Raw genomic sequence first — 17,262 nt, forward strand, 5'->3', positions numbered from 1 at the left:
ACTCCTTTATCGGGGGTGAGGGAGCATGCCGGGCAGGCGATCCGTGCCGCCTATGACATGAATGTGGAAATGATAAACTTCCTGCCCTCCAACGCGTCCAGTATTGATGATTGTGCGAAAACCATCCGTACAGCCTTGCTGTCGCGCCAAGCGGGGTACCAGCACCATCATGCCCCCGAGCAAACCGCGGTGCTCGTCTTCGGCTTCTGCAAGCGAACTGAGATGCAACTTGGGTATCAGCATGAAATGTACGGGCGCCGCCGGATGAATATCGTGAAATGCAAAAACGTCCTCGTCTTCGTATATTTTCTCACTAGGGATTTCACCTCGCACAATCTTGCAGAAGATGCAGTTATCCATTTATCTCGGTTTCCGCGATGCTTTTTCGTCAATTCCTGAAATTCCTTCCCGCCGCTGCAATTCATCCAGCACCGCTTCGGGCCTCATACCATGGTGCGCCAATAGCACCAGACAGTGAAACCAGAGGTCAGCCACTTCGCGGACAACATGCGGTTTATCGCCATCTTTCGAGGCCATCAACACCTCCGCCGACTCTTCCGCGATTTTTTTCAATATCTTGTCCTCACCTTCATGCAACAGCTTGGCTACATAAGATGCCGAGCGGTCGGCGTCCTTGCGTGCTTCAATAACATCAGCCAGATGGCAAAGAATAGGAGAGTCGCTCATTTCCTGTAGATTTCATCCGGACTTTTGAGGATGGGGGCAGTCACTTCCCACAGCCCCTTCTCCAGTTTGTTGAAAAAACAACTGTGTCTTCCGGTATGACAGGCAATCTCGCCTACTTGTTCCACCCTGAGCAGCAGAACGTCATTATCACAATCAAGGCGGATTTCCTTCACTTTCTGGACATGGCCGGATTCTTCGCCTTTATGCCAGAGCTTTTTGCGGGAGCGCGACCAGTAGTGCGCCTCATTAGTATGTACCGTGAGCTTCAGCGCCTCGCGATTCATCCATGCGACCATCAACACGTCGTTGCTGGCTGCTTCCTGCGTCACCACCTGTACCAGCCCATCGTCGGACCAGTTTATCTTGTTGAGCCAAATATCGGACATAGATGTGCTTGAAGATGAATGTTACTACAACCGTACTTCGATGCCATGTTGGGCCATATACTCTTTAGCTTGACGTACCGTGTATTCGCCGTAGTGGAAAATACTCGCTGCCAGCACTGCGTCCGCATGGCCTTCTATAACTCCGTCTACCAAGTGTTGCAAATTACCTACGCCGCCACTCGCGACCACCGGCACATCCACGGTGTCAGATACCGTACGGATCAGAGTCAGGTCAAAACCGTTGCGGGTCCCGTCTCGATCCATGCTCGTGAGTAGTATTTCGCCCGCGCCCAGTGCCTGCATCTTCTTTGCCCATTCGATCGCATCGAGGCCGGTAGCGTTACGGCCGCCATGCGTGAAGACTTCCCATCGATTCTCGACCCGCTTGACATCAATGGCCACCACGATACATTGCGAGCCGTAGCGGTCCGCGGCATCCCGCACCAACTCAGGATTAAGGACTGCCGACGTGTTGATGCTTACTTTGTCCGCCCCGGCGTTCAGCAGCCTGCGCACATCTTCTACCTTGCGAACCCCGCCGCCGACGGTCAGGGGGATGAAGACCTGGGCTGCTACTTCTTCAATAATATGCAATATCAGGTCGCGATTATCCGAACTGGCCGTAATATCGAGAAAGGTCAGTTCATCCGCTCCCTGGTCATCGTAGCGGCGCGATATTTCGATCGGATTCCCCGCGTCCCTAAGCCCGATAAAATTGACGCCCTTGACAACCCGTCCATTGGTCACGTCCAGGCAGGGGATGATTCGCTTTGCAAGACCCATACATTAAAGACCTTTACAATAAAGGTAAACAGAAATCAGAAGAAGACAATTGGCGGGGGAACGGCATTGACGATGGTTTTGTTGTTCGCCGGGCCCGGATTGGCATTTCAGGAGGGGAGTGTCACGTCGCTGGTTGCCGCTTTTGGGGTAAGTTCATCAGCCAGCGCCTGCGCCAATTTGAAATCCAAGGCGCCTTCATAGATGGCGCGTCCAGTAATCGCGCCGGCAATACCTTCCGATGCAATGTTACACAGGGCGCGGACGTCGTCGAGGTTGCCGATACCGCCGCTGGCAATGACAGGGATAGTCAGTGCGCGCGCGAGTTCCATGGTCGCCTGAACATTAACGCCGCTCAACATCCCATCGCGTCCAATATCGGTGTAGATGATCGCTTCAACGCCGTAGTCCTCGAATTTCTTTGCCAGATCCACGACATCATGACCCGTGACCTTGGACCAGCCATTGACCGCTACTTTTCCGCCCTTCGCATCCAGTCCTACCATGATATGACCCGGGAAGGCATTACAAGCATCGTGAAGGAATCCTGGCGTCTTCACCGCCGCGGTACCGATGATGACGTAGGTAATACCATCGTCGAGATAGCGTTCAATAGTTTCGAGATCACGTATGCCACCGCCAAGTTGAGTTGGAATTTTATCGCCAATCGCTTCAATAATTTCACGAATGGCTGGCTCATTCTTCGGTTTTCCTGCAAACGCGCCATTAAGGTCCACCAGGTGCAGTCGGCGCGCACCCTGATTCAGCCAGTGTCTGGCCATGGCACCGGGGTCTTCGGAAAACACCGTGGCGTTTTCCATCACGCCTTGTTTAAGACGCACGCAGTGGCCGTCCTTCAGGTCTATAGCAGGAATGATCAGCATTTTGAGTCGGGATCGGAATTATGATTGAGTATCGGTATATAGATACAAGGTTAAACCCGGCTGGGGGTGTCACTGGATACCGCGGGCTGCCAGCGCGCGAAATTGCTTAGGAGTGCCAGGCCCGCCTCTTGACTTTTTTCAGGGTGAAACTGGACGGCGAAAATATTATCTTTTGCTACCGCGCAAGTAAATGGAAACGGATAACGCGTATATGCCGCCAGGGGCTCAGGGTGGGTGGTTTCCACATAATAGCTGTGGACGAAGTAGAAGCGCGCATCCTGGGGTATGTCTTTCCACATGGGGTGCTCGACTGCCTGATGCACCTGGTTCCAGCCCATGTGGGGTACTTTAAATCTTTGCTCAGCATCCGCTGCCGCCGTGGCGGCGAAACGCCGCACCTTTCCAGTTACGATGCCAAGGCCCTTGACGTTGCCTTCGTCGCTGCTGTCAAACAGCATCTGCAGGCCGAGGCAAATACCGAGAAACGGCTTACACATCGCGGCGTCGACCACTGCATCCGTCAATCCCAGCCTATCCAATTCGCGCATGCAGTCGGGCATTGCCCCTTGACCCGGGACGACGACGCGAGAAGCTCTGCGCACCACGTCCGGATCGCTGGTTACGCTTATGGAAGCGCCTTGAGCGACATGTTCGAGCGCTTTGGAGACGGAGCGCAGATTGCCCATGCCATAGTCAACGATTGCGATATCAGCCATACCATGCAAATGAGAAGTGAAGGAGCTTACAAAGAGCCTTTGGTGGACGGGACGGTGCCCGCCGCGCGGGGATCGATTTCCATTGCCATGCGCAAAGCACGACCAAACGCCTTGAATACTGTTTCTGCCTGGTGATGGGCATTCGTACCCGAGAGATTCTCGATGTGCAACGTAATCAAGGCATGATTGACAAAGCCCTGGAAAAATTCATTAATCAGGTCAACATCGAAATCGCCTATCCTTGCCCGTACGAAATCGACTTTGAATTTCATCCCCGGCCTGCCGGAGAGATCGACTACAACGCGGGATAATGCTTCGTCCAGAGGCACATAGGCATGACCGTAACGGCGCAAACCCTTCTTATCGCCGACTGCCCGCGCGAATGCCTGGCCCAGCGAAATACCGATATCCTCTACGGTATGGTGTGCATCGATGTGCAGGTCACCTTTAGCCGCAATTTCCAGATCGATCATTCCATGACGCGCTATCTGGTCCAGCATATGATCGAGAAAAGGTACACCTGTATCCAATACTGCGTTTCCCGTTCCATCCAGATTGACATTCAGATCGATCTGGGTTTCGAGCGTGTTGCGGTTGACCTGAGCCTGGCGCATGAGATTAGTGAGATGGAGCAGGGATAGGAAGATTATTCATTTTGTCGTTCATTCTTGTCACGCTGCGCAGGTTATGCAAGTGAAGCCTCCAATGCGGCCATAAAAGATGCGTTTTCATCGGGCTTGCCTACGGTCACACGCAAGCAATTTTTCAGCAGAGGATGTGTTCCGTTGAGATTCTTGATCAATACACCGCGTTTTTTGAGTTTCTGAAACACGTCACTGGCTTCACTTACGCGAAATAGTATAAAGTTTGCGTCTGTCGGAAAGGATTCGATGCCGTTCATCGCCGACAATTGTTCGCACAATACTGCCCGGTCTTTCTTGATCGCAGCAGCCTGTTGCAACAGGACATCGCGATGCTGTAACACTTTCTCCGCGATCAGTTGGGTGACGATCCCCACATTATACGGCAACCGCAGTTTTTCCAGCTGGATCAGCCACTCCGGCCTTCCTGCCAAAAGACCCAGCCTCAAACCAGCCAACCCGAGCTTTGAAAGCGTGCGCATCAACAAAAGGTTAGGATACTGCGACAGTTTATCCATGAAGCTTGCGTTGGCAAAGGCCTGATAGGCCTCATCCACCACCACCAGCCCAGGTGCAGCTTCAATGATACGTGAGATTGCACTGGCGTCAAACAGGTTACCGGTAGGGTTATTGGGATAGGCGATGAAAATCAGTGCTGGCTGGCACCGGGCGATCGCGTCAAGTACCGCATCCATATCGAGAGAAAAATCGGCCCTTAGGGGCACGCCTGCATACGTCATGCCGGCGAAGGCCGCGATCATGCGAAACATAACGAACGTGGGTTCCACGCTCAGCACCGTGGCGCCGGGTCTGGCGCAGGCGAAAGCAATAATCTGGATAATCTCGTCCGAACCGTTGCCCAGCATGATCTCCATTCCGGCAGGTATCGCCAGTGCTTCGCGCAACGCAGCTTTGAGGGTAACTGCGCTGGCATCCGGATAACGATTGATGGGTGCGTTCGCGGCCAGGTGCGCGATCTCAGCACGCAGCTCCTCTGGTAGCAGGTACGGATTTTCCATCGCATCCAGCTTTACCATCCCATATGCCGGGGGTACATGGTAAGCCGAGAGCGAGAGAACTTCCGGGCGTATGATCTGATCGGGCGATCCGGGCATTGTCTAAGGTGGAATATATGTCGCGCTCGCAGGTGCGAGCGGCAAAAACGATGCGTTAACCTATGGAAGAGTCCGATGCATCTGGTACCGCAACTGTACGATCCTGGAATCGATATTCCGCCGACCTTGCGTGTGCCTGCAAGCCTTCGCCATGCGCCAGAATCGAAGCGATTCTGCCAAGTCTTGCCGAAGCATCTGCCGACACTTGAATAATGCTGCTGCGTTTCTGAAAATCGTAAACACCCAATGGCGACGAAAAGCGCGCAGTGCGGGAAGTGGGCAATACGTGATTGGGGCCCGCGCAATAGTCGCCGAGCGCCTCGGAAGTATGTCTGCCAAGAAAGATGGCGCCCGCGTGCCTGATTTTATTCATCCAGTTCTCCGGCTGTTCGACCGATAATTCAAGATGTTCCGGCGCGATGCGGTTCGCGATGGCGCACGCCTCATCCAGATCGCGTACCCGAATCAGCGCGCCGCGGCCTTCGAGGGAGGCGCGAATCACCTCTTTACGCGGCATTGCCTCCAGTTGGCGCGAAATACTTGCCGCTACCGCGTCAATGAAATCCGGATCGGGCGAAAGCAGAATTGCTTGTGCCAGTTCATCATGCTCGGCTTGGGAAAACAAATCCATGGCGATCCAGTCGGGGTCGGTCTTGCCATCGCAAATCACGAGTATCTCTGATGGCCCTGCCAGCATATCGATACCTACAACGCCAAATACGCGTCGCTTTGCCGCGGCGACGTACGCATTGCCGGGCCCGACGATTTTGTCCACTTGTGGTACAGTATGAGTCCCATAGGCAAGCGCACCGACCGCCTGCGCGCCGCCAATGGTGAAAACACGGTCCACGTTGCAAATCGCCGCAGCGGCCAGCACCAAGTTGCTCGTTTCGCCGCGCGGAGTCGGCGTTACCATAATAAGCTCGCTCACGCCTGCCACCTTGGCAGGAATCGCATTCATCAGCACCGAGGACGGGTAAGATGCTTTGCCGCCGGGCACGTATAACCCGACCCTGTCCAGCGGGGTTATTTTCTGGCCAAGCAGGGTGCCGTCTGGTTCGACATAGCTCCAGGATTGCGTCAACTGTTTTTCGTGGTAGGCCTGAACCCGTGCTGCGGCCTCCATCAGCGCGCTGCGCTGATCAGCGGGGAGACTGTCGAGCGCCTTTTGCAACCGGTCATGCGGTAGTTCGAGCTCTGCCGCGAAGGCCGCATTTAGATGATCAAAACGGCGAGTGTATTCGAGCAACGCTTCATCCCCGCGTTTTTTCATGTCCGCCAGAATATCCGCCGCTGCCGCATCCACGGTTGCATCCTGGGCGTCTTCGAAAGCGAGCAGACGCCCTAACGCTTCATCGAAGCCAGTATCGGTGGAAGACAGGCGCCTTATCTGCATCATGGGAGGCTGTTGTTCTGGTTCATACAACCGGTTAAGCAATAGCTTGTCTTGGAATTGCTGCCGAGAACGCGTCAAGCACCGGCTGTATTGTTTTGCACTTCAATTTCAGCGCAGCCTGGTTGAGGACCAATCGGGCCGAAATGGGCATAATCTCTTCTACCGCCTTGAGGTGATTGGCCTTTAATGTATTTCCGCTTGAAACCAGATCCACGATTGCATCCGCCAATCCCACCAACGGCGCAAGTTCCATTGAGCCGTACAGCTTGATCAGATCCACATGCATTCCTTTTTCGGCAAAATGTTCGCGCGCCGTTTGCAGATACTTGGTTGCAACCCGCACTCTCGCCCCCCGGCGGACGGCTGATTCGTAATCAAAATCGTCTCGCACTGCCACCATCATGCGACAGCACGCGATATTCAAATCCAGCGGTTGGTAGAGCCCGGCGCCACCATGTTCCAGCAGTACGTCCTTCCCTGCGATGCCCATGTCCGCAGCTCCATACTGCACGTAAGTTGGCACGTCCGAGGCGCGTACGATGATGAGTCGTACATTTTCGCGGTTCGTGGCCAGAATCAGTTTGCGCGATGCATCGGGATCATCAAGCGCGACAATGCCCGCGGCTTTTAATAGCGGCGCGGTATCGTCAAAAATGCGGCCTTTGGAAAGGGCAATCGTGATGCTCGTCATGGCGGATTCTTGAAAACCAGTATTTTACTCCAAAAGCGGCTGAGCCGGACTCGCCGCCAGTATTAAGAGACGCGCCAGGAGGCTCAGGCTTTAAAATAAACTGGCTTGTGACGAGGGTTTGGTGAGTGGAACCCTATATAGACGAACGAGAGGCGCGAGTTTTCTATTGATTCTCGGCCTTCAGGCCCAGCCGATGTTATATATGAATCGCGCGTTTATCCACGCCCAGCGCCGCTTCATGCAGTACTTCAGATAACGACGGGTGCGCGTGCACAATTCGCGCGATATCTTCGCTGCTGGCAGCGAATTCCATCGCCGTCACAGCCTCGGCAATCAATTCGGAAACGTAGGGACCGATCATATGGATTCCTAGTATGCGGTCGGTGTTGGCATCCGCGAGCACTTTGATGAAACCGCCGGTTTCCCCAAGCGCGCGGGCACGTCCATTGGCCATGAAGGGGAATTGTCCTGCTTTGTATTGCACCCCGGCCAATTTTAAATCCTGCTCCGTTTTGCCAACCCACGCGATTTCCGGCGAGGTATAGATCACCCAGGGAATGCTGCCGAGATTCACGTGCCCCGGTTGTCCAGCGATGAGTTCCGCTACCGCCACGCCTTCCTCGGAGGCTTTATGCGCCAGCATCGGCCCGCGTACCACGTCGCCGACGGCATATATATTTGGGAGGTTGGTACGGCAAGTTGCGTCCACCTCGATGTATCCACGATCATCCAGTTTCAGCCCGGCATTTTCCGCCCCAAGGCCGGCCGTGTTAGGGACGCGACCGACTGCAACCACCAGTTTATCCACTTCCAGTTTTTGCGCATTGTTATCCGCGTCCGCATACTCCACGGTAATGTCTTGTTCGCCAGTGGTGATGCTGCTTATTTTGACGCCGGTATGGATTACCAAACCTGTTTCCCGGGTGAAAATTTTCCTCGCCTCTTTTGCTACTTGCTCGTCGGCAGCCGTGAGAAACCCGGGCAGGGCTTCAAGAACAGTTACCTCGGAACCGAGCCTTCGCCAAAGACTGCCCATTTCCAGGCCGATCACGCCACCACCGATCACACCCAACCTTCCAGGCACGTCTGCCAATGCCAGTGCGCCGGTATTGTCCAGTATCCGTTCATTGTCCACCGGTGCGAACGGTAGCTTCCGCGGCGTGGAACCGGTGGCGATAATCACATGCCTGGCCTCGACGGTTTGCGCGGTATCCCCATTCTTCACTTCGATTTGCCAGGGCTGGTCGGTACCATTTTCCTCGCCACGCTTGAGCAGCGTCCCCTGCCCGTGCATCGAGGTGACTTTGTTTTTTTTGAGGAGCATCGCCACGCCGCCGGTGAAGTTTGCAACGATTTTCTCTTTGCGAGACATCATCACCGGGATATCAATCGACAGGCCTTCCACCGTGATGCCGTGGCTTGAGAACTTTCGCGCGGCCCGTTCAAAATTCTCGGAAGACTCAAGGAGAGCCTTCGACGGTATACAGCCGACATTCAGACATGTTCCCCCCAGACTGGGCTTGCCTTGCGGGTTTTTCCACTCGTCGATACAGACGGTATTGAGCCCTAACTGGGCGCAGCGTATCGCTGCCACATACCCGCCTGGACCGGCGCCGATTACCGCGACATCGAAGGATTGAGCCATATTGGTACTTTAAGGATAAGGAAAAGTAAGAAAAAAAGCGTGGAGTCCTATCCATTTTGACAGCTTCCGGTCTGGTTTCAGCCTTCCAGTAACGGGCTCATCGGATATTCAAGGGCCTCTTTCATTGCCACCAGGGAAAGTACCGCTTCCCGCCCATCTATAATGCGGTGGTCGTAGGACAGCGCGAGGTAGCACATCGGACGGATGACCACCTGCCCGTTCTCCGCCACCGGGCGTTCCTTGGTGGCGTGAATGCCGAGAATCGCGCTTTGCGGGGGATTTATGATGGGGGTCGAGAGCAGCGAGCCGAACACGCCTCCATTGGTAACGGAGAATGTGCCGCCGGTCAAGTCTTCGATGGTCAGTTTCCCGTCCTGGGCACGCTTGCCGAGGTCGGCGATTTGCCTTTCGATCTGCGCCTGCGACAAGGACTCTGCATTGCGGAGAATAGGGACCACCAAACCGCGGGGGCTGCTGACGGCAATGCCTATATCGTAATAGCCGTGATAGATGATGTCATTTCCGTCCACGGACGCGTTGACAATGGGAAACCTTTTGAGCGCCGCGACGACCGCCTTTACAAAAAATGACATGAGGCCGAGCTTGACGCCATGTTCTTTTTCGAATTTTTCCTTATGCCGGGCGCGCAAGTCCATTATTGCCTGCATATTGACTTCGTTGAAGGTGGTGAGAATAGCGGCAGTGGATTGAGACTGTACCAACCGCTCGGCAATGCGCGCGCGCAGTCGCGACATGGGCACCCGCTGTTCGGGGCGCTCGCTTGCACTTGCCGCCGGCGCGGCAGCTTGCGGCCTTGCCGAAGTAGGTGCCGGAGCGGGTTCGGGAGAGATTGGGACCGAGGATTCGGCAGGCTTTCCCTCGACATGAGCTACTACATCCTCCTTAGTAATTCGGCCGCCGCGTCCACTACCCTTGATGGCGCCAATTTCAGCGGCATCCAGGTTTGCCTGCGCGGCCTCATTCCGGGCGGCAGGCATCATATGGGGAGTTTTTTCTGTGACGGGGGAAGCAGCGGCCGGGGCGGGAGCGGCGGGCGCGCTTGGTTGCTCCGCACCCTCTGTGGTTTTGGCAGCGACAGCGCCCGCTGCAGTTGTCGCCGCCTCGGTGTCTATGGTGGCAATGACTTCTCCACCCGTGACGGTGCTCCCATCGCCTTTAATGATTTTGGTGAGCACCCCGGTAGCTGGAGCCGGCAATTCCAGCACGACTTTATCAGTCTCAATATCAATCAGATTCTCGTCGCGCGTAACCGTGTCGCCCTCTTTCTTGCGCCATGAGAGCAGCGTGGCTTCCGCTACGGATTCAGATAACGCCGGAACTTTGACTTCAACGAGCATGTTCATCCTCCAGGATCAAATTTTCTCGCGGAACGCCGCTGCTATCAGTTCATTCTGTTGCACATTGTGTTTTGCCAGATATCCCGCTGCTGGCGATGCCGACGATGGGCGCAGTGCGTAGCCCAAGACCTGATCTGGCCGCATATGCCGCAGCAGATAATGCTGAATGCGGTGCCACGCCCCCTGGTTTCCAGGCTCCTCCTGGCACCAGACGATATCCTTGGCTTGGGGGTAACGATTGACCTCGGCCTGAAAATCGTCATGCGGAAAGGGGTACAGCTGTTCAATCCGAATGATCGCCGCATCTTCGATCTTATTCTTCCGGCGATACGCCAACAGGTCATAATATACCTTCCCGGAGCAGGCGATAAGGCGCCGCACATTTCGGGGATCGAGTTTTTCAGCGTCTGGAATGATGTTCTGAAAACTGCCATACGCTACATCTTCAAGGCTCGATACCGATTCCTTATGACGCAAGAGGCTTTTCGGGCTCATGATGACAAGCGGTTTGCGCAGCGGGCGTACCATCTGACGCCGAAGCAGATGAAACATCTGCGCAGGAGTGGACGGAACACATACTTGGATATTGTATTCCGCGCACAGTTGCAGATAACGCTCGATACGCCCGGAGGAGTGCTCTGGCCCTTGGCCTTCGTAGCCATGCGGAAGCATCATCACCAGCCCACACAACCGGCCCCACTTCGCTTCCCCCGAGGCGATAAACTGATCTATTACTACTTGTGCGCCGTTGGCAAAATCACCAAACTGCGCTTCCCAAACGACTAATTCATTGGGTTGCGCAGTCGCATATCCGTATTCAAACGCGAGCACCGCTTCTTCCGACAATACCGAATCAATTATGACGAAATCAGGTTGATCGGGCGCAATATGGCGCAGCGGAATATACGTTCCCTCGTTCCAGCGTTCCCGATTCTGGTCATGCAGCACAGCGTGGCGGTGAAAGAAGGTTCCTCTCCCTGAATCCTGGCCCGAAATCCGTACCGGATACCCGTCCTTCAGAAGTGCTGCGTAGGCGAGATTTTCGGCCATCCCCCAGTCCAGCGGCAGTTTCCCCTCGCTCATCGAACGGCGGTCGGCGATGATTTTTTCTACCCGAGAATGCAGTTTGAATTTCGATGGAATATCCGTGAGCCGTTCCGCCAGCTGTTTCAAATCGGCCAGTGGCAGACCGGTCTGGACCTTTAGAACCCAGTTGGTATTCTGCAGGAACGGTTTCCAGTCCACCGCATCCGGTGATTGATACCCGTAGACAATGGTTTTGTTGGGATTGCGGCCCGCATCCATGTCATCGCGATAGGCTTTAACTATCTGTTCAGCCTGCTCTCTGCTTATCACGCCCTCGGCTGCCAGTTTCTCGGCATAAAGCTTGCGGATCCCTGGATGGCGGGCAATGATTTTATACATCAAAGGCTGCGTTACCATTGGCTCGTCCTGCTCGTTGTGTCCGAGAGCGCGAAAACAAACCATATCCACGACCACATCCTTATGGAACCTCATCCTGAAATCAAGCGCGATTTCCGTCACCAGGATGACTGCTTCGGGATCGGCACCGTTGACGTGGAGGATGGGCGCCTCGATCATTTTTGATACGTCGGTGCAATAAAGCGTCGAGCGCGTGTCACGGGGATCAGAGGTAGTAAACCCGATTTGATTATTAATAACGACATGCACGGTTCCGCCGGTTCCGTAACCCCGGGTCTGCGAAAGGTTCAGGGTTTCCATCACCACTCCCTGCGCCGAAAATGCCGCGTCCCCATGCAGCAGCACGGGCAATACCCGGTCGCCATCCCTGTCTTTCAGCCGATGCTGCCGGGCGCGCACGGATCCCTCCACCACCGGGTCCACAATTTCCAGGTGTGATGGGTTGAACGCCAGCGACAGTCGCATCACCCCGCCCGGCGTGGATACAGCCGAGGAAAAGCCCTGGTGGTATTTGACATCGCCCTCGGTCAGTTCCTGCCCATGTTTGCCCTCAAATTCATGGAACAAGTCGGCCGGCAATTTACCAAGGGTATTGACCAGGACGTTGAGTCGGCCGCGGTGAGCCATCCCTATGACGCTCTGCTGCACCCCCATTCCGCCGGCGCGTTGCAACAGATTGTCCAACAACGGGATCAGGCTTTCGCTGCCTTCGAGAGAGAAGCGTTTCTGCCCGACGTAGCGTGTATGAAGATATTTTTCCAGTCCTTCCGAGGCACTGAGCTGCTCCAGAATATGTCGCTTGTACTCAGGCGGATAATCAGGCTTTGCGCGCGACCCTTCGACACGGCTTTGTATCCAGCGTTTCTGCTCAGTATCGGTGATATACATGTACTCGATGCCGATACTTCCACAGTAAGTCTCACGCAGTGTTTGGAGAATCTCGCCAAGCGGGGCTCGGGGCGGGCCGATCAATGAACCGGTACCGAAAACAGTACTCATGTCTGCCTCAGTCAGTCCGTAGTAGGCCGGATCGAGTTCGGGGACATGGGGTTTTTCCTGATGCCGAAGAGGATCCAGATCCGCTTGGCGGACGCCAAGGAAGCGGTAGGCATTGATTAGTTGCAATACCGCTATCTGCTTGCGTTCGGTAGTCAGGCCAAATTCATCCTGGCCTATCGCTGAGACGGTACTTTCGGCGCTTTGGTATGGTTCGTTGGCGCGACGGATGGAATCGATTACCGCAGAGTGCGGCACCTCTGGCGCCCGCCTTGCGGCTGTTCGTTGCAACTCGTCAAAGTATTCGCGCCACTCCGGCGGGACGGACTGGGGACGTTGCAGATAAGACTCGTATAGCCCTTCGATAAAGGGCGCGTTTGCGCCAAACAGCAGGGAATCTTCAAACAGTGGGTTTGTCATGGCAAATACCTGGCCGTTGGGCAGAGTTGGTTACTCGCGTAACGCAATCGGTACGACATCCCGTTTGACCGCCCCCGTGTATAGCTGACGCGGGCGACCGATTTTGCGATCCGGGTCGGCGATCATTTCACTCCACTGTGCAATCCAGCCTACCGTGCGCGCCGTGGCAAATATAGCGGTGAACATGGACGGAGGGATGCCCAGGGCCCGCTGCACGATACCAGAATAAAAATCCACGTTCGGGTAGAGTTTGCGGGAAATGAAATATTCATCTTCCAGCGCTATTTTTTCCAGCTTGAGCGCAAGTTTGAACAAGCGATCGTCGTGCAAGCCGAGTTCATCCAATACTTCGTGGCAGGTTTCACGCATCAATTTCGCCCGCGGATCAAAATTTTTGTATACCCGGTGACCGAACCCCACCAGTCTGAAGGGGTCGTTTTTGTCTTTGGCGCGGTCAATAAATTCACCAATGCGCGACTCATCGTGAATTTCCTCCAGCATATTCAGACACGCTTCGTTGGCGCCGCCGTGCGCCGGCCCCCACAGACAGGCGATCCCGGCGGAAATGCAGGCAAACGGATTTGCGCCGCTTGAACCGGCGAGCCGGACGGTGGAAGTAGAGGCGTTCTGCTCGTGGTCCGCATGGAGGATGAGAATGCGATCCAGGGCGTGCGCCAGCACGGGATTGGATTTATATTCCTCCGCAGGGGTAGCGAACATCATGTGCATGAAATTTTCAGCGTAGTTGAGGCTATTGCGGGGATAGATGAAAGGTTGACCTACGTTGTACTTATATGCCATTGCGGTAATGGTGGGAAGTTTGGCTATCAGCCGGAACGCCGACAGTTCGCGATGCGAGGCGTCGGAAATATCCATCGCGTCGTGATAAAACGCCGACAACGCACCGACGACGCCTACCATTACCGCCATGGGGTGAGCGTCGCGCCTGAAACCGGTGTAAAAGCGCGCCAACTGCTCATGCACCATGGTGTGTTCCTTGATGGTGTTATCGAATGATTTCTTTTGCTCACTATTGGGTAGTTCCCCGTTCATCAGCAAATAGCAGACTTCCATGAAATCGCATTGCTCCGCCAGTTGTTCGATGGGATAGCCGCGATAAAGGAGAATGCCGGCTTCGCCGTCGATAAAAGTTATCTTGGAATTGCTGCTGGCGGTGGAAAGGAAGCCAGGATCGTAGGTAAAGACGCCGACTTTGGCCTGTAACGTGCGGATATCCACTACATCCGGCCCCATCGTGCCGGACAGAACAGGAAATTCCAGGGGCTCGCTTCCGTTGCCGAGATCGAGCGTCGCGTTACGTGTGTGTTCCATATTGTCTTATTCCCCAGTGATGATGGATTCCCGAAAGCTAAACGCCCTGCAAGAGACTCAGTACGTGCTGTAGGTTGCTGTTCCCCTGTTTCTTTCTGAGCGTGATCATATCCCATAACTCATTATCGGAAAGGTCCAGCAGTGTTTCGAATTGCCGGCGCTCGGCTTCGCCAAGCCTGGCGTAATACTCGTCCACAAACCGTTGCAGGACCAGATCCAGTTCCAGCAATCCGCGCCGGCAGCGCCAGCGCACCCGCTCCAGTTGTTTCATACTGTTCTTTTCACCATCATATCCTTGATATTCTCGATAGCATTGGTTGGGTTCAGCCCCTTGGGACACACATCCGCGCAATTCATGATCGTATGGCAGCGGAACAGGCGATAAGGGTCCTCAAGATAATCCAGTCGCTCGGCAGTTGCCTGGTCGCGGCTATCAGCGAGAAAGCGATAGGCTTGCAGCAGCCCCGCTGGCCCCACGAATTTATCCGGGTTCCACCAGAACGAAGGACATGCAGTGGAGCAGCACGCGCAGAGAATGCACTCGTACAGTCCGTCCAGCTCAGCTCTTTCCTCAGGCGATTGCAACCGTTCTGTTTCCGGCGGCGGATCGTTATTGATGAGATAGGGCTTGATCGAATGATATTGTTTAAAGAATTGCGTCATATCCACGATCAGGTCGCGTATCACCGGCAGGCCCGGCAAGGGGCGCAGCTCCACTGGTTCCTTCAGCCCCGCCAGCGGCGTGATGCACGCCAATCCGTTGCGGCCGTTGATGTTCATTCCATCCGAGCCGCAAACTCCTTCGCGGCAGGAGCGGCGGAGACTCAGACTATCGTCCACCGTTTTGATACGCTCCAACGCATCGAGCAGCATCCGATCGGCTGGCTCCAGTTCGATATCATAGTCCCGCATGTAAGGAGTCGCATCCTTATCGGGATCAAAGCGGTAAATGGAGAATTTCACGGTCTGTTCCTTCGGCATGGAGATATCATAAATATGCGGTTTAGTACGTCCTTGGCTTCGGAGCGAACGATTCCACCGTCAGCGGTTTCAAGCGCACGGGTTTATAGTCCAGGCGCCTGCCTTCACTGAAATACAAAGTATGCTTGAGCCACTTGTTATCATCCCGTTCGGGAAAGTCATCACGCGCATGCGCACCCCGGCTTTCCGTTCGGGCCTCAGCCGAGACCATGGTGGCCATAGCGACCTCGATCAGGTTGTCGAGTTCCAGCGCTTCGACGCGGGCGGTGTTGAACACCCGGCTCTTATCCCCGATTGACGTTTGCCTGGCGCGTTCCAGGATGTCACTCAGTTTTTCCACGCCCTGCTTGAGCATGTCGGGAAAACGAAATACGCCGCAATGGCTCTGCATGGTCTTGCGCATCGCATTGCTCACCTGCGCCACGCTTTCGCCATCCCTCTGACCCTCCAGGCGGGCCAGTCTCGCCAACGACTTGTCAGCAGCGTCTGGGGGTAGCTGCTTGTGGTGCTGATTTTTTTTAAGGTCTTCTATAATCCGGGTGGCGGCGGCGCGGCCGAACACGAGAATGTCCAGGAGCGAATTTGTTCCCAGCCGATTGGCGCCATGCACGGAGACACAGGCACACTCCCCAGCCGCGTAAAAGCCCTGAACAACTTCCTCGGGTCCCGTTTTGTACGGCGCAACCACTTGCCCAAGGAAATTGGTCGGGATGCCGCCCATCATATAATGGGCGGTGGGTACCACCGGAATTGGATCACGGATAGGGTCCGTATTGGCAAACTTCATTGCGATTTCGCGAATGCCGGGCAGCCGGGTCTTGATCACGTCCGCGCCCAGATGGTCGAGCTTCAGCAACAAATGATCTGCATCCCTGCCACATCCACGGCCCGCCTGTATTTCCATTGTCAGGGCGCGGGACACCACATCCCGGCTGGCCAAGTCCTTGGCGTGAGGCGCGTAGCGTTCCATAAAACGCTCCCCATCCTTGTTAAGCAGATAGCCGCCTTCGCCGCGCACCGCCTCGCTGATGAGTACGCCAACACCGAAAACACCGGTCGGGTGGAATTGCCAGAATTCCATGTCTTCCAGCGGAACGCCGGCGCGCGCCGCCATACCGAGACCATCGCCTGTATTGATGAAAGCATTGGTGCTGGCGCTGAATATGCGCGCTGCCCCGCCGGTGGCGAACAAGGTGGCGCGGGCCTGCATCGCCATGACTTCACCCGTTTCAATGTCCAGCGCGGTCACACCGCACACATCGCCGTCGGCATCGCGAATCAGGTCCAGTCCCATCCACTCAATAAAAAACTGGGTGTTGGCCTGGACATTGCGCTGATAAAGCGTGTGTAACATGGCATGGCCGGTACGATCCGCCGCCGCGCATGAGCGCGTTGCCTGCGCGCCGCCAAAATTTTGCGACTGGCCCCCAAATGGCCGTTGGTAAATTTTCCCGTTGTCGAGACGGTCGAAGGGCATGCCGAAATGTTCGAGTTCGTATACCACCTCGCTGGCTTGACGGCACATGAACTCGATGGCGTCCTGGTCGCCCAGATAATCGGATCCCTTTACCGTATCATACATGTGCCAGTGCCAATTATCCTCGGTAACGTTCCCGAGCGCCGCCGCGATACCCCCTTGCGCTGCTACTGTATGGGAACGGGTGGGAAATACCTTGGACAGTACCGCCACTTTGAGTCCAGCTTCGGACAGTTGCAATGCGGCCCGCATGCCAGCGCCACCGGCCCCCACGATTACCGCATCAAATTTTCTTGTAACGATCGCCACGCTAA

General features: G+C 55.2%; 17 protein-coding genes. All 17 read right to left on the reverse strand.

Features of this window, described 5'->3' with window-relative positions:
- Positions 1-6: 6 nt before the first annotated feature.
- Positions 7-360: a histidine triad nucleotide-binding protein gene (locus R5L00_RS11475; RefSeq protein ID WP_107694350.1), complete on the reverse strand. Its 354-nt coding sequence runs from the start codon at positions 358-360 to the stop codon at positions 7-9.
- Complete coding sequence (locus R5L00_RS11480) at positions 361-687, reverse strand: phosphoribosyl-ATP diphosphatase (RefSeq protein ID WP_317651793.1); 327 nt, start codon at positions 685-687, stop codon at positions 361-363.
- The gene (gene hisI, locus R5L00_RS11485) at positions 684-1,073 is read right to left on the reverse strand and encodes a phosphoribosyl-AMP cyclohydrolase (RefSeq protein ID WP_317651795.1); all 390 of its coding nucleotides are present in this window, start codon (positions 1,071-1,073) and stop codon (positions 684-686) included. Before hisI ends, R5L00_RS11480 begins: the two co-directional genes overlap by 4 nt.
- Positions 1,074-1,097: 24 nt before the next feature.
- The gene (hisF, locus tag R5L00_RS11490; protein ID WP_107694347.1) at positions 1,098-1,856 is read right to left on the reverse strand and encodes an imidazole glycerol phosphate synthase subunit HisF; all 759 of its coding nucleotides are present in this window, start codon (positions 1,854-1,856) and stop codon (positions 1,098-1,100) included.
- 107 nt (positions 1,857-1,963) lie between these two features.
- Entirely contained in the window at positions 1,964-2,737 is a 774-nt protein-coding gene (hisA, locus tag R5L00_RS11495; RefSeq protein ID WP_107694346.1) for a 1-(5-phosphoribosyl)-5-[(5-phosphoribosylamino)methylideneamino]imidazole-4-carboxamide isomerase, read from the reverse strand.
- A 50-nt stretch (positions 2,738-2,787) separates the two neighbouring features.
- Positions 2,788-3,453, reverse strand: a complete 666-nt coding sequence (gene hisH, locus R5L00_RS11500; RefSeq protein ID WP_317651797.1) for an imidazole glycerol phosphate synthase subunit HisH — start codon at positions 3,451-3,453, stop codon at positions 2,788-2,790.
- Positions 3,454-3,479: 26 nt separating this feature from the next.
- Complete coding sequence (gene hisB, locus R5L00_RS11505; protein WP_107694344.1) at positions 3,480-4,067, reverse strand: imidazoleglycerol-phosphate dehydratase HisB; 588 nt, start codon at positions 4,065-4,067, stop codon at positions 3,480-3,482.
- A 71-nt stretch (positions 4,068-4,138) separates the two neighbouring features.
- Positions 4,139-5,209 (reverse strand): histidinol-phosphate transaminase, encoded by a 1,071-nt coding sequence (gene hisC, locus R5L00_RS11510; RefSeq protein ID WP_107694343.1) that lies wholly within the window; start codon positions 5,207-5,209, stop codon positions 4,139-4,141.
- Positions 5,210-5,264: 55 nt separating this feature from the next.
- Positions 5,265-6,605 (reverse strand): histidinol dehydrogenase, encoded by a 1,341-nt coding sequence (gene hisD, locus R5L00_RS11515; RefSeq protein WP_107694381.1) that lies wholly within the window; start codon positions 6,603-6,605, stop codon positions 5,265-5,267.
- A gap of 34 nt (positions 6,606-6,639) precedes the next feature.
- Positions 6,640-7,296 (reverse strand): ATP phosphoribosyltransferase, encoded by a 657-nt coding sequence (hisG, locus tag R5L00_RS11520; RefSeq protein WP_107694342.1) that lies wholly within the window; start codon positions 7,294-7,296, stop codon positions 6,640-6,642.
- Between the two features lie 196 nt (positions 7,297-7,492).
- A complete protein-coding gene (lpdA, locus tag R5L00_RS11525) occupies positions 7,493-8,941 on the reverse strand; it encodes a dihydrolipoyl dehydrogenase (RefSeq protein ID WP_107694341.1) in 1,449 nt (482 codons plus the stop codon).
- Between the two features lie 77 nt (positions 8,942-9,018).
- Positions 9,019-10,299: a 2-oxoglutarate dehydrogenase complex dihydrolipoyllysine-residue succinyltransferase gene (gene odhB, locus R5L00_RS11530; protein WP_317651801.1), complete on the reverse strand. Its 1,281-nt coding sequence runs from the start codon at positions 10,297-10,299 to the stop codon at positions 9,019-9,021.
- A 15-nt stretch (positions 10,300-10,314) separates the two neighbouring features.
- Complete coding sequence (locus R5L00_RS11535) at positions 10,315-13,158, reverse strand: 2-oxoglutarate dehydrogenase E1 component (RefSeq protein ID WP_107694339.1); 2,844 nt, start codon at positions 13,156-13,158, stop codon at positions 10,315-10,317.
- Between the two features lie 30 nt (positions 13,159-13,188).
- On the reverse strand, positions 13,189-14,490 hold the full coding sequence (gene gltA, locus R5L00_RS11540; protein ID WP_107694338.1) for a citrate synthase: 1,302 nt from the start codon (positions 14,488-14,490) through the stop codon (positions 13,189-13,191).
- A gap of 37 nt (positions 14,491-14,527) precedes the next feature.
- Positions 14,528-14,761 carry a succinate dehydrogenase assembly factor 2 gene (locus R5L00_RS11545; RefSeq protein ID WP_107694337.1) on the reverse strand — a complete coding sequence of 78 codons (234 nt, stop codon included), beginning with the start codon at positions 14,759-14,761 and terminating at the stop codon, positions 14,528-14,530.
- Positions 14,758-15,453, reverse strand: a complete 696-nt coding sequence (locus R5L00_RS11550; RefSeq protein WP_107694380.1) for a succinate dehydrogenase iron-sulfur subunit — start codon at positions 15,451-15,453, stop codon at positions 14,758-14,760. The genes R5L00_RS11545 and R5L00_RS11550 overlap by 4 nt, the downstream gene beginning before the upstream one ends.
- A 40-nt stretch (positions 15,454-15,493) precedes the next feature.
- On the reverse strand, positions 15,494-17,257 hold the full coding sequence (gene sdhA, locus R5L00_RS11555) for a succinate dehydrogenase flavoprotein subunit (protein ID WP_107694336.1): 1,764 nt from the start codon (positions 17,255-17,257) through the stop codon (positions 15,494-15,496).
- Positions 17,258-17,262: the final 5 nt, after the last annotated feature.

It is taken from the genome of Nitrosospira sp. Is2, assembly GCF_033095785.1.
In the GTDB taxonomy this organism is placed as follows: Bacteria; Pseudomonadota; Gammaproteobacteria; order Burkholderiales; family Nitrosomonadaceae; genus Nitrosospira.